This is a genomic window from Roseibium sp. MMSF_3412, assembly GCF_030733265.1.
GTDB lineage: Bacteria > Pseudomonadota > Alphaproteobacteria > Rhizobiales > Stappiaceae > Roseibium.
In genome coordinates this window covers 100,960-113,779 of the sequence record NZ_JASHJI010000021.1, presented here as the reverse complement: position 1 = coordinate 113,779, position 12,820 = coordinate 100,960, and the positions used below count along the sequence as shown (strand labels likewise).

General features: G+C 59.1%; 11 protein-coding genes. 7 read left to right on the top strand and 4 right to left on the bottom strand.

Translation table 11 applies throughout. The annotated features are described in order from the left end of the window. Positions 1-377 precede the first annotated feature (377 nt). Positions 378-1,061 carry a fumarylacetoacetate hydrolase family protein gene (locus RBB49_RS25845; RefSeq protein WP_306145827.1) on the bottom strand — a complete coding sequence of 228 codons (684 nt, stop codon included), beginning with the start codon at positions 1,059-1,061 and terminating at the stop codon, positions 378-380. Between the two features lie 133 nt (positions 1,062-1,194). Continuing rightward, complete coding sequence (locus tag RBB49_RS25840; protein ID WP_306145826.1) at positions 1,195-1,890, bottom strand: FadR/GntR family transcriptional regulator; 696 nt, start codon at positions 1,888-1,890, stop codon at positions 1,195-1,197. 135 nt (positions 1,891-2,025) lie between these two features. Here RBB49_RS25840 and RBB49_RS25835 point away from each other — a divergent pair, with 135 nt between their 5' ends. From RBB49_RS25835 to RBB49_RS25815, 5 genes are all read left to right on the top strand, one after another. Continuing rightward, positions 2,026-2,952 (top strand): fumarylacetoacetate hydrolase family protein, encoded by a 927-nt coding sequence (locus RBB49_RS25835; RefSeq protein ID WP_306145825.1) that lies wholly within the window; start codon positions 2,026-2,028, stop codon positions 2,950-2,952. A gap of 69 nt (positions 2,953-3,021) precedes the next feature. Beyond that, complete coding sequence (locus RBB49_RS25830; protein ID WP_306145824.1) at positions 3,022-4,044, top strand: ABC transporter substrate-binding protein; 1,023 nt, start codon at positions 3,022-3,024, stop codon at positions 4,042-4,044. An 8-nt stretch (positions 4,045-4,052) separates the two neighbouring features. Then, entirely contained in the window at positions 4,053-4,850 is a 798-nt protein-coding gene (locus tag RBB49_RS25825) for an ABC transporter ATP-binding protein (protein ID WP_306145823.1), read from the top strand. Then, a complete protein-coding gene (locus RBB49_RS25820; protein WP_306145822.1) occupies positions 4,847-5,713 on the top strand; it encodes an ABC transporter permease in 867 nt (288 codons plus the stop codon). The genes RBB49_RS25825 and RBB49_RS25820 overlap by 4 nt, the downstream gene beginning before the upstream one ends. Continuing rightward, entirely contained in the window at positions 5,697-6,782 is a 1,086-nt protein-coding gene (locus RBB49_RS25815; protein ID WP_306145821.1) for an Ldh family oxidoreductase, read from the top strand. The genes RBB49_RS25820 and RBB49_RS25815 overlap by 17 nt, the downstream gene beginning before the upstream one ends. Positions 6,783-6,877: 95 nt before the next feature. On the opposite strand, the gene RBB49_RS25810 is transcribed toward RBB49_RS25815, so the two are convergent. Together RBB49_RS25810 and RBB49_RS25805 are read right to left on the bottom strand one after the other, a co-directional pair. Further along, the gene (locus RBB49_RS25810; protein ID WP_306145831.1) at positions 6,878-7,546 is read right to left on the bottom strand and encodes a GntR family transcriptional regulator; all 669 of its coding nucleotides are present in this window, start codon (positions 7,544-7,546) and stop codon (positions 6,878-6,880) included. 31 nt (positions 7,547-7,577) lie between these two features. Next, on the bottom strand, positions 7,578-10,421 hold the full coding sequence (locus RBB49_RS25805) for an FAD-binding and (Fe-S)-binding domain-containing protein (protein ID WP_306145830.1): 2,844 nt from the start codon (positions 10,419-10,421) through the stop codon (positions 7,578-7,580). Between the two features lie 167 nt (positions 10,422-10,588). Between RBB49_RS25805 and RBB49_RS25800 the strand changes: the two genes are divergently transcribed. Together RBB49_RS25800 and RBB49_RS25795 are read left to right on the top strand one after the other, a co-directional pair. Continuing rightward, complete coding sequence (locus tag RBB49_RS25800; protein WP_306145820.1) at positions 10,589-11,767, top strand: alanine--glyoxylate aminotransferase family protein; 1,179 nt, start codon at positions 10,589-10,591, stop codon at positions 11,765-11,767. Between the two features lie 35 nt (positions 11,768-11,802). Beyond that, positions 11,803-12,783, top strand: coding sequence for a TRAP transporter substrate-binding protein (locus RBB49_RS25795; protein WP_306145819.1), 981 nt, complete (start codon positions 11,803-11,805; stop codon positions 12,781-12,783). Positions 12,784-12,820 lie beyond the last annotated feature (37 nt).

The following is a 12,820-nucleotide window of genomic DNA, read 5'->3' as shown; positions in this document are numbered from 1 at the left end:
GCAACGGGGCAGAAAAACACCAAATCCTGCGCACGAAACCAAAATCAGCCCGCACGCCAAATGCCTGCGGACTTTTTCTATGGTTGGCCCCAAAAGAAGGCGCAACTCGGGCTGATCCGTTCAAGCGGCGGCGGATCGGACGACCCGCAAAGCACCAATCTTTGCGCCAGTCCTGGTGCGCGCAATCCTGAGGCACTACCCTTGCGCCCAATAGCAACGTTGGAGGCCAAAAGGCAACGGAGTACGTCCGCCTGGATTTTCCGATCTGCCCAGGTCGGATCTGTTGGGCCCTTTTCACGACGATTGAGCGTGTCATCCACCGGGGGGTGGCTGTTCTGAGCAAGTTCAAACAGCACGCGCCGGCCTCGCTTCAGGTTTCAGACGACCTTGACGGTCAGTGTGCCGATGGAATCGATGCTTGCTTCCATGGTATCGCCCGGCTCCACCGCATTTACACCTGACGGGGTCCCGGCCATGATCACATCCCCCGCCGCGAGTTCGAAATACTCCGAAAGATAGGAGATCATTTCAGGTACCTTCCAGATCATCTGGTTCAAATCACCTTCCTGCCGCAGGTCGCCATTGACCGTCAGCGCAATCCGGCCCTGGTCGGGGTGACCGACATCGGACACCGGATGCAACGGGCCCACTGGCCCGGACCGTTCGAAGGCTTTGCCTATTTCCCATGGGCGTCCCATCTTTTTCATCTCGCCCTGCAGGTCTCTCCGTGTCATGTCCAGCGACACGCCGTAACCCCAGACGTGGTTGAGCGCATCAGACAGGGCGATGTTTGTACCACCGCTCTTCAGTCCGACCAGGAGTTCGACCTCGTGATGGACGTCAGATGTGTGAGGGGGGTAGGGAAATTCGCCCGAAGCATCGAGATTATTTGGGTTCTTCTGAAAAAAGAAAGGCGGTTCGCGATTCGGGTCGTGCCCCATTTCAACAGCATGCGCTGCAAAGTTCCGGCCGATGCAGTACACACGGCGAACCGGAAATGCTCCCCCGTCGCTCGTGGGAATGGTGTGAACCTTTGGTGTCTCGATAACATGCTCAGACATCGTTTTCCTCGCTTGCGGTCTGTTGTCGCTGGCCTGCGGGCTCGCGATACCGATTTGGGACCGCTCGTTTAATGACTTGGACCGAATGCGCAAAAAATAAACGCGTTGGCAACGAGTTTGGGCCAACCATTTCTCAGATTGGTTGAGCTCCATTCCCGCCCAAAACGACTTCCGGCATCATCCGTGAGTAAACCGAGCGCAGGTGTTGCTGCATCATTTGCATGGCCAGCTCTCCGTTTCTGGCCGTGATCGCGCGCACGATCGCATCGTGTTCTATGAAGCTGGTATAGCCGGGCACGGGCTTGCGCGTATCGCGCGGCTGGCCCCAGACAATTGACCGGCGCACCGAGTTCAGCGTTTCGAAAAAATACAGGTAGAGCTGATTGCGCGTGCCGCGTGCGATGACGTGGTGCAACTTGTTGTCCCACGCTTCGTAAGCGCGCCAATCTTTTGCTTCACGACACTTCTCAGCGCAAATTTTCATTTGTTTACAATCAGATTTGCTCGCATTCAGGGCCGCGAGCCGCGCCAGTTCGGGCTCGATGTTGTAGCGGACCGTGACCACCTGTTCCGGCTTGATCTGGTCGCGAAGGTAGGTCACGTCCTGAAGGTTCAGGACGGGCCTTGAGCCGACAAACGTGCCCCGTCCGACGTGCCGCCAGATCAACCCCTGCGCTTCCAGGTCGGCAAGGGCCTTGCGCAGTTGGTTGCGTGTCGTGTCCAGGCGTTTGCACAGTTCGCGCTCGGGCAGGATGCGGTCGTTCAACCGATATCCGGCACTGTCGATCAGGTCACGCAGTCTTTGTGACAGTTCGGCTGTCTCGTTCATATCGCCACCCAATTTGCTGATTGGTTGATTGAATTAGAGCGAGAGTCATTCAACTCTTGTCATCGAGGTTAGCAAGAGAACGCAGAACATTGCGACAGTCTGCCGCAAAAAAGACAGTGTCGGGAGGAGAAGATCGTGCGTCTAGCCACAGTGTCAGCCGGTGGGGAGAAAATCTGTGCGGCCGTATTGAATGACGACCGTCTTTTGAACCTGTCCAAAGCTGCGCACCGCCTGACGGACCCTGCTGCAGAGGCATTGAAAGCAAATTCAATGCTCCTTCTGATTGCCGGACCGCCGGAGACGCTCGATATCGCGCGCAGCCTGGTGGCCGACGCAGAAGCCGGTGTCCTTGACGCGGCAATTCTGCCGGAAGGCGCGGAGCTATTGGCGCCAATCCCCAACATTCGCAAGAATGTTCTGTGTGTCGGGCGCAACTACGCTGAACACATCACCGAGGGAGACCGGGCGCAAAAGCAACAGGTCGGCGTAACCGAGTATCCGGTTTTCTTCACCAAGCCGCCGACGTCCATCGTCGGCCCTGGCGGCGATGTGCTGACCTTTCCGAGCGTCTCGACGCAAACCGACTACGAAGTCGAACTGGCCGTGATCATTGGCGCGCCCGGGCGCAATATCGCCAAGGCGGACGCGATGAAACACGTCTTCGGCTACACCATTTTGAATGACATCTCCGCCCGGGACGTGCAGCGCCGCCATGGCGGGCAGAATTTCAAGGGAAAGGCCTTTGACGGCTCCTGTCCCATGGGTCCGTGGATCGTGACCGCGGACGCCATCGATGATCCGCATGCGTTGCCGATCTCGCTGACCGTAAATGGTGAGATCCGGCAGAACGGCAACACCGCGGACATGATTTTCGATATCGAGACACTCATCGCCTCGTTGTCGGAGGGCATGACGTTGGAGCCCGGCGACATAATCGCCACCGGGACGCCGGCGGGCGTTGGATACGCCATGGACCCGCCAAGTTTCCTGAAGGATGGCGACACCGTCGTTTGCAATATCTCAGGGATCGGCACGCTCACGAATCCGGTGCGCGCCGTATAAGCGATCTTCCGAAGACGCCGGTTGGACGAGGGGGATTGGAAAGAACGCGAAGGGAGGAATAAGCGTATGATGAACCGTAGAACATTCACATCGTTACTGGCGGCGGTACCCGTCGCCGGATTGGCTGCAAAGGGTGCCTTTGCACAAGGCCTGCGTGACATCACTTTTGTGCAGCCGAGCCCGTCTGCAATCAACTCGTTTCCGGTCTTTGTCGCCATCGGCGAAGGTTTCTTCGAGGACGAGGGCCTGAACGTGACTGTCGAAGCCATCAACGGTTCAGGCGCGGTTCTGCAAGCGTTGTCGGCAGGACAGGCGCATTTCGGCCGCCCGGGTCCCGGGCCGCTCATCGCGGCGCGCTCGCGCGGCGTGGATGCGGTGCACATCTACAATGTGGCGGCACGGAGCAATTTTGGCATCGCGGTCCAGGAAGGCTCCGACTACCAATCGGTCGAAGATCTGCGTGGCAAGGTTATCGGAACAGGGACGGCGGACGGTGCGGAGGTCGGCTTTGCCCGCAACGTGCTGACAGGTGCCGGAATGGTTGAAGGCACGGACTTTGAGTTCCTCACCGTCGGTGACGGCGGTCCGGCAACCGCGGCGTTTCTGAACGGCGAGATCGACGCCTACTCTGCGTCGACCGCGGATACGGCCATTCTCAATCAGCGCGGCATGAAGGTGCGTGACATAACGCCCGCCGAGTTCGGCCGGTTCTTCGGCAACGGCATTGCCACCATGGCCGATACGATCGCAAACGACCGGGATCTTGTCGAAGCGTGGAGCCGTGCCTTCGCCAAGGGCCATGCCTTTGCGCTGGACGATGCCAATCGCGAGGCCGTCCTTGCCCACCTTGCCGCAGGCAATCCGCAGGAAGGCGAAGACAAGGAGTTCCAGTCGGCCCTGTTCGACGCGGTTCGTTCCAAGACGATCGCGGCCGGCGACACGCCACATCTCGGCTGGTATCCGGAGCAAGTCTGGGGCGAGTGGCAGGACGCTCTTGTCGCCGGCGGAGAGATCTCCGGGCCTCTCGACGATCTGAACGCGATCTGGACCAATGAGTTCGCTGAACTCGGAAGTGCGGCCGTCGACAGATGAACGCCTCGTTGGCACATGAAAATTCCGGCGCTTCACCTGACGCGCCGGTTTACGAACTGACGAACGTCAGCAAGACCTATGCGCGCAACGCGGTGGTCGCGCTGGAGGACGTGAACCTCACCTTGCGCCACGGGAGCTTCACGTCGGTCATCGGATCAAGCGGCTGCGGGAAATCGACCCTGCTGAAGATCATGGCAGGGCTCATTCCTCCCACGAAAGGCCGCGTGATCCTTCAGGACAAGCCTGTCACCGGCCCGCGCCGGGACATCGGGATGATGTTCCAGCAGGCCACGCTGTTTCCCTGGAAAACAGCGGTCGAGAACATCGTGCTTCCGATCGAGATCCGCGATGGGAAAGCGGCCGCCAAGCTGGCGAGGGAAAAGGCGCATGATCTTCTCGACATTGTCGGGTTGAAAGGGTTCGAGAACGTTTATCCCAACGAACTGTCCGGTGGCATGGCGCAGCGCGCGTCGATCTGCCGGATGCTGATAACCGAACCGGCCGTTCTGCTCCTGGACGAGCCGTTCAGCGCGCTGGATGAGCTCTCTCGCGACATGATGAACATGGAATTGCAGAGAATTTGCCGTGAGCAGGACGCGACGGCTTTTCTGGTCACGCATTCCATCCAGGAAGCGGTGATCCTGTCGGATGAGATCGTCGTCATGAAGCCCCGTCCGGGCCGAATTGCGGAGATCGTCCACGTTGATCTGCCCCGGCCGCGCACGCTCGATATGATGACGACGCCGAGGTTTGGCGAAATCGTGGATCACATTCGCGGCATGTTGGACAAGGGAGAAAACATGTGACTGATGCGCCCACCAATCAGCGGCTGGAGACCGGGGCGGAGGACGATACCGTCTGGGTTCAGGAAGTTGCATTCATCGATTCCGTGCCCCGTTCGATCGCCATGACGTTTGTGTTCGTGGTTTTCATCGGTACGTGGGACCTGGTCACGCGTCTGGGACTCGTTTCGCCGATCATTCTGCCCACGCCGTGGGAGACCTTCAGCGACATGATTTTCGTCGGAAACAACCTTCTGAGCGGCGGTTACATGCTTGTCGCTCTCTGGATCACGGTCAAGGAGGTGATCTACGGGTTCGCGCTTGCCATCGCTATCGGCTTCTCGCTCGGCGTCCTTGTCGGTGAAACGGCGTTCGGGGAAAAGGCCGTCATGCCCTACCTGGTTGCCATCGACACCATGCCGAAGGTTGCCTTTGCGCCCCTCTTTGTTGCCTGGCTCGGTTTCGGCATCGAATCCAAGGTGGCCCTGGCAGCGTTTATCGCCACCTTCCCGATCGTGGTTGGAACGGCAGCCGGCCTGCATTCGGCCGATGAGAATGCCCGCATGCTCTTCAAGACCATGGGCGCAAGCCGAATGCAGACATTGATCAAGATGAAGCTGCCTACCGGGCTGCCTCAGATCTTCACAGGGCTCAAGATCGGCGCGGTTGGCGTCATGGCGGGCGCAATTACAGGCGAATTCCTGGGCGGCGGCAAAGGCTTTGGCGAACTGATCAGGGTCGCGGCATCCCAGCTCAACACGCCTCGGGTGTTCTCGTTGATCTTGTATCTGAGCCTTGTCGGACTGGTGCTGTACCTGATCGTACAGTGGACGCAGCGCAGGGTCGTCTTCTGGCAAAAGGAATCCGTCGGTGCACACGATCACTGAAGCCTCCACGATACCGGTGCACAGCCTGTGCGATTTCGTTTCGGCGGCGCTTCAGTCGAAAGGGGTCCCGCAAGATGATGCCGCCAAGGTCGCCGGGCTCATGGTGGAGGCGGACATCTTCGGGTACGGCACACACGGCGTTTTTCGCCTGCGGCAGTACCTGGCGCGTTTGAACGGCGGTGGCTGCAACCCGACCCCGTCAGTGACCGTGGCGCATGAAACCGTTGCCACGGCCGTGATCGACGGGGACGACGGGCTCGGCCATCTTGCAATGTCCGCGGCGCGTGATCTTGCCATCGAAAAGGCGCGCGCCGCCGGGATCGGCTGGGTCGGCGTTCGCCGCGGCAATCATGCCGGGCCCCTGGCGCTCTATGTGAGGCCACAAGCCGAGGCTGGTCTGCTTGGCATGGCGGCTGCGGTTGGAAGCGCAAACCACGTTCCGCCGTATGGAGGAACCGACCTTCTGCTTGGGACCAACCCGATCGCGTTTTCAGCGCCTGCCGCCGGTGCCGATCCGTTCGTATTCGACATGGCGACCACCGTTGCGGCGATGGGAAAGATCAAGACGCTTCTGCAACAGGGCAGGGAGATGCCCGAAGGCTGGATGGTTGGACGGGACGGTAGGCCGCTCACGGATCCAGCCAGGAAAGCAGAGGGCTTCCTCCTGCCGATTGGCGGTGCGAAGGGCTTCGGCTTGTCGGTTGCAATCGGGCTTTTGGCAGGTGTCCTTAATGGGGCCGCCTTCGGGTCAGACGTCGTTGACTTCACGAACGACACGACCTCTTCCACCAATACCGGCATGTTTGTCATGGCACTTGATCCCGCTGCCTTCGGAATCGGGGACGATTTTGCCGACGCCGCAAGTCGGGTCTTTGACGAGATGCGTGCCTCGGAGCCGCTTCCAGGTCATGATCCTGTGCGGTTGCCGGGTGAGGGCAAGACAGCGTCGGCTGATGCGCGCCGATCCAATGGCCTTGCCTTGAACCCCGCTCTTCGGCGCGACCTGAATGTGCTTGCGGCTGATTGCGGACTGCAAGCTCCGTTTCCGGATGACGATGCAATTGGCTGAGAGTGCGTTTGCCTGGTCGCCGTCCGCTTGAGAAGCGATGCGGGCGGCGTCACTTCGACAGCCTCAAATCAAGGGCTCAGTGAGACCGGTGCGCCTTAGTCGGCTTGGTCGCCGGGTGCGCTCTGCAACCAGCGCATCACCGAGCTTTGCTTGTTTTTCATGTGAACAATCAGGATGGACGCCAGTTTCTTGCCATCGCGCGCTTCCAGCGCCCGAATAATTTCATTGTGTTCGTCCACGGCTTCGCCCCAGCGCTCGTCAGACATGTTGGCCGCATACCGTGCGCGCAGCATACGCGCTGACAACGCCATGCTGGAGTTGGCCAGGGTCTCGTTTCTTGCCGCGGATAGAATGCCGAGATGGATGTCCTGGTTAAGCTTGAAATACGTGACCAGGTCCCTGTCGTGATAGCTTTGTATCATCGCGTCGTGAAGCGCGCGGATCTTGGCAATTTCCTCGTCGGAGATTTTTTCGCAGGCCAGTTCCCCCGACAGGCCCTCAAGAACGGCGAGCACCGGAAAGACCTCTTCGACCTCTTCAATCGTGATCGCAGTGACCCATGCGCCGCGATTTGGTTCCAACCGGACCAATCCCTCTGCGGCCAAAACCTTCAACGCTTCGCGCAAAGGGGTTCGTGAAACACTGAACTGTTCGCAAAGGGCCTTTTCAGGGACCTTTTTGTCCGGGGCCATTTGGCCTTCGATGATCAAAGGACGCAGACGTTCCACCAATTCAAGGTGAAGTGACCTTCGTTCGATTATCATGTTCGCGGATACATCAGTCATTTTGCAGCGTTTACACTCGTTTCAGTGCCAAGTCGAGAAGTTGGGCCATGTGCATCGGATTGCGATCGGTGTTCTCTGCGATCTGGTGGCGACAGGACGTGCCATCTGCCACGACAATGGCATCGCTGGATGCGGCGCGCGCAGCGGGAAGAACGTCCAGTTCGGCCATCTTTATCGACGTGTCATAGGTGTCTGAACCGTAACCGAATGCGCCTGCCATGCCGCAGCAGCTGCTTTCGATCCTGGTAACGCTGGTGTCCGGCAAGAGCGCCAGTGTTCGTTCGATTGCCGGCATGACCCCCATGGCCTTCTGGTGGCAGTGCCCGTGCAATATTACCTCGGGCGCCGGAGACTGAAGGCGGGATGTGAACTGCGGATTGTCCGTTTGACAGGCAATGAACTCCTCGAACATCAGGGCCAGCTTGGCGATTTTTGCGCTGTCTTCTCCGGGTAACAGCGCCGGTATCTCGTCGCGAAGGGTCAAGAGGCAGCTTGGTTCCAGGCCGATGATGGGAACGCCACGTTCTGCATAAGGCATGAGTGCATCGACAAGCCGTTTGGCCTCCTGCCGTGCCTGATCAACCAATCCGACCGACAGAAACGTACGGCCACAACACAATGGGCGGTCACCACCGGTCGGTTTGACCACGTCAACCAGACTGCCCGTGGCGTTCAGAACTCTGACTGCCGCGCGCAGGTTTTCCGGCTCGAAATAGCGGTTGAAACTGTCAGCGAACAAGACGGCGTCCGGAAGAGAGGTTGCAATGACCTCGGTGTCTTTGAACGGTCTGGCAGCCCATCTGGGCAACGGGCGTTCTGCTGTGAAACCGGTCAGGCGTTCGGTTGCCTTGGCCAAACCGGGCACCTTGTCCCGCAGGTTCATAAGAAAAGGCATTCTCGCCGCAAAGGGAGCGTATCGCGGCAGATAGCCGATGAGGCGATCATGAAAGCTGGAGCCATGCTTCCTGGCGCGCGCAGCCAGCACTTCAATCTTCATCCGCGCCATATCCACGCCTGTCGGGCATTCGCGCTTGCAGCCCTTGCAGGACACACAAAGCTTCATTGCATCTGCCATCTCGTCCGATACCAGTGCGTCGGGCCCAAGCTGTCCGGAAATCGCGAGACGGAGGGTATTGGCACGGCCGCGGGTCAGGTCCTTTTCCTTGCGCGTCACCCGAAATGAGGGGCACATGACGCCGCCTTTCAGTTTGCGGCAGGCTCCGTTGTTGTTGCACATTTCAACCGCACCCTGGAATCCGCCATCTTTTCCCGACCACTCGGACCAATCCAGTTCGGTTTTCAGGTGTGAGGTCTGATATCCCGGTCCATAACGAAGTAGCCTGCGGTCATCCATCTTTGGCGCATGGACGATTTTGCCGGGGTTGAACACGCCGGTCGGATCGAAACGGTGTTTCACCTCCTCAAAGGTCGCGACCATCCGGGAGCCAAACATCTTTTCATGAAACTCCGAGCGGACGATGCCGTCGCCATGTTCACCTGAATGCGACCCCTTGTAACGGGCGACAAGATCAAAACACTCTTCGGCAATCGCGCGCATCGTGGCGACGTCATTGTCCAGCTTCAGGTTCAGCACCGGGCGCACGTGCAGACATCCGACCGACGCGTGTGCGTACCATGTACCCGTGGTGCCGTGGCGCTCAAAGATCTCCGTCAGCCCTGCCGTATAGGCGGCAAGGTCAGGCAGTTCGACCGCGCAATCCTCGACGAACGACACCGGCTTCCCGGCGGTCTTCATGGACATCATTATGTTGAGGCCGGATTTGCGCAGTTCAGCGATCTGTCCCTGCAGGCCTGCATCCGTCACCGCGGTGACACCGCCCCAGCTCTTGCCGGTCCCGGTCCAGGAATAGCCGAGGTCACCCATCATCTGGTCGAGGTCTTTTAACTTCTGTTCCCCGTTGGTGCGCGTGAATTCCACCAGCAGCAAGGCCTCAGGCGCGCCGGTCACGAAATTCTCGATTGTCCTGGCAAAAAGCGGAATGTCGCGGGCCAGCGCAATCATCGTGTGATCGACCAGTTCAACGCCTTCGGGATCAAGCGTCACCAGATGTTGTGCGGCATCCATTGCCTGATGAAAGGTCGGGAAGTGACACACGCCCAGGGCCTTGCCGTCCTGCAGCGGGGAGAGCTTCAGCTCGATCGCGGTCGTGTAGGCGAGCGTGCCTTCCGAGCCGACAAGAAGATGCGCGAGGTTCTGGGCATTCACTCCGGAAATCAGTGCATCGATGTTGTAGCCACCCACGCGGCGCATGACATTGGGGAACCGGGCAGCGATTTCCGCCGCTTCCCGCTGGCCAATCGCCGTAAGATCATGGGAAAGCGCGTTGTAGACCGCATCCTGCTCAGTAAGCCCCGCCCCGAACCTGTGTTTGCTGCCATCAGCCAGGATTGCGTCGATCGACAGGACATTGTCCCGCATCATGCCGTACCGGATGGATTTCCCACCGCAGGAGTTGTTCCCCGTCATGCCGCCGATGGTCGCGCGCGACGCGGTCGAGACATCGACCGGGAACCAGAGCCCGTGCGGTTTGAGCACCCGGTTCAGGTCATCGAGCACGATGCCCGGGCGCACGACACAGCGCTTGTTTGCGACGTCAAGTTCGAGAATGTCGTTGAAGTACTCGGTGTTGTCCAAAACCAGGGCTTCATTGACGGTCTGGCCACACTGTGATGTGCCGCCGCCGCGGGGCAGGATCGGCACGCCCTGATCGCGCGCGCAGTCAATCGCCGCCAGGATGTCGTCTTCGGATCTCGGCGCGAGCACGCCCACCGGCATCATCTGATAAATTGATGCGTCCGTCGCGTAGCGGCCGCGCGAGAACGGATCGAACATCAGATCGCCCGACACCCTTTTTGAAAGTTCACGCGCAATGTCGTTCAACGGCGGATTCCTTGGCTTGCGGCATCAAAAAATGAATTATGAATTAAAAATTGCATATTCACAACTTCAATGTCATGCTGTGACGCACGTTCAAACGCAGGTCCCACAAGGTTCGATTCATGAGACAAGCTGGTCGTCACTTTCTGCAAATTCCAGGCCCCAGTTCGGTTCCGGACCGCATTTTGCGCGCGATCTCCGGTCAGGTGATTGACCACAGGGGCCCGGCGTTCGGCAAGGTCGGTGCGCAGGCCCTGGAAGGGATCAAGACCATCTTCAAGACCGAGCAGAACGTTGTCATCTATCCATCGTCGGGCACGGGCGGTTGGGAGGCGGCACTGGTCAATGTTCTGTCTCCCGGCGACCGGGTGCTGATGTTTGAAACCGGGCATTTCGCGACATTGTGGAAAAAGATCGCCGAAAAACTGGATTTGAAGCCCGAGTTCATTGAAGGCGACTGGCGCGGCGGAGCCGACCCGGACCAGATCGAGGCCTATCTGGCTGAAGACAGAAATCACGAGATCAAGGCCGTCTGTGTTGTTCACAACGAGACATCGACCGGGTCCGTCTCGCCGATTGCCGCCATCCGCAAGGCCATCGACAACACGGGACATCCGGCATTGTTCATGGTCGATACGATCTCGGGTCTTGCGTCGCTCGACTATCAGCATGACGAATGGGGCGTTGATGTCACGGTTTCCGGATCACAAAAGGGTCTGATGTTGCCGCCGGGTCTTTCGTTCAACGCGATAAGTGCCAAGGCCATGGCGGCGAACGGTTCGGCCACCTCAAAGCGGTCGTACTGGGACTGGGCGGACATGGTTGGTCCGAACAAGACCGGATACTTCCCCTACACGCCCGCCACGAACCTGCTCTACGGGCTCAACGTCGCCATTGAGATGTTGCACGAAGAGGGCCTGGAAAATGTCTTCGCCCGCCATGCGCGTCACGGGGCGGCCACGCGTGCTGCCGTCCGCACCTGGGGACTGGACGTTCTTTGCAACAAGCAGGGGCAGGAAAGCGGCGTGCTGACGGCTGTCATGGTCCCGGAAGGCCACAGCGCAGACGGGTTCCGGGCAACGGCCCTGGACCACTACGACATTTCTTTGGGCAACGGCCTGTCGAAAGTCGCCGACAAGGTGTTCCGCATTGGCCATCTGGGTGACTTCAACGACCTCATGCTGGTCGCAACACTGGCAGGCGTCGAGATGGGTCTGACAAAGGCCGGAATTCCCCACAGCGCGGGGGGAGTCGGAGCTGCGATGGCGATGCTGGAGAACACGCAAATCGCGGCAGAGTGACGAAAACAGTCACATTTCCAAGGGAGGAAACACACATGACCATCAAGGCAATTCTTATCGCAACAGCCGCTGCGATTGGCGGAACAAGCAGTGCCTTTGCCGCCGACATCACGCTGAAATTTGGCCATGTCGGCAATCCTGGCTCGCTGTTCGAAGCAAGCGTCGACAATTTCGCGGAATGTGTGAATTCGTCGATGGGCGGCAAGGTCGAGGTGCAGACCTTCGGCTCTTCACAGTTGGGCAAGGACAAGGAGCTTTTGCAGAAGTTGAAGTTGGGTCAGGTCGACTTCGCGCTTCCCTCGTCCGTCATGTCTTCGGTCGATGATACATTCGGTATTTTCGAGATGCCCTACATCATCCGTGACCGCGATCACATGCGCCGTGTCCAGGATGCGATGATGGACAAGTTTCAGGCAGCTGCAAACGGTGGCGGGTATCACATCGTAGGTCTTGCCGAGAACGGCTTCCGCCACATCACCAACAACACGCGGCCAATCAATGTGCCGGGTGACCTCGAAGGCATCAAACTTCGCACTCCCAATGGCGTTTGGCGTGTCAAGATGTTCACCGAATACGGCGCAAACCCGACGCCAATGGCGTTTTCGGACGTGTTCACCGCGCTGCAGACCGGCGTGATGGACGGCCAGGAAAACCCCTATGCGCAGATCGCATCCGCAAAGTTCCAGGAAGTCCAGAAGTACCTGTCAATAACCGGGCATGTCTACACACCCGCCTATATCCTCGCGTCGCAGAAGGGGTTCGCGAAACTGCCGGAGGACGTGCAGGCCGGGCTGACCGCCTGTGCGGCGTCCACGCAGGACTTCACCTACGAAAAGGCGGCGCAGCTGGAAACCGAATTGCTGGACGTCATCAAGGCCGCCGGAGTTGAGGTGAATGAGGCGAACAAGGACGCATTCGTCGAGGCATCCGCGCCGATCTACAAGGCGTTCGCCGACGAGGTCGAAGGCGGGCAGGACATGATTGACCAGGTTCTGGGCCTGGCAAATACCAACTGACGCTTGTAACGGGCAGCGGGCAATCCGCTGCCCTTTC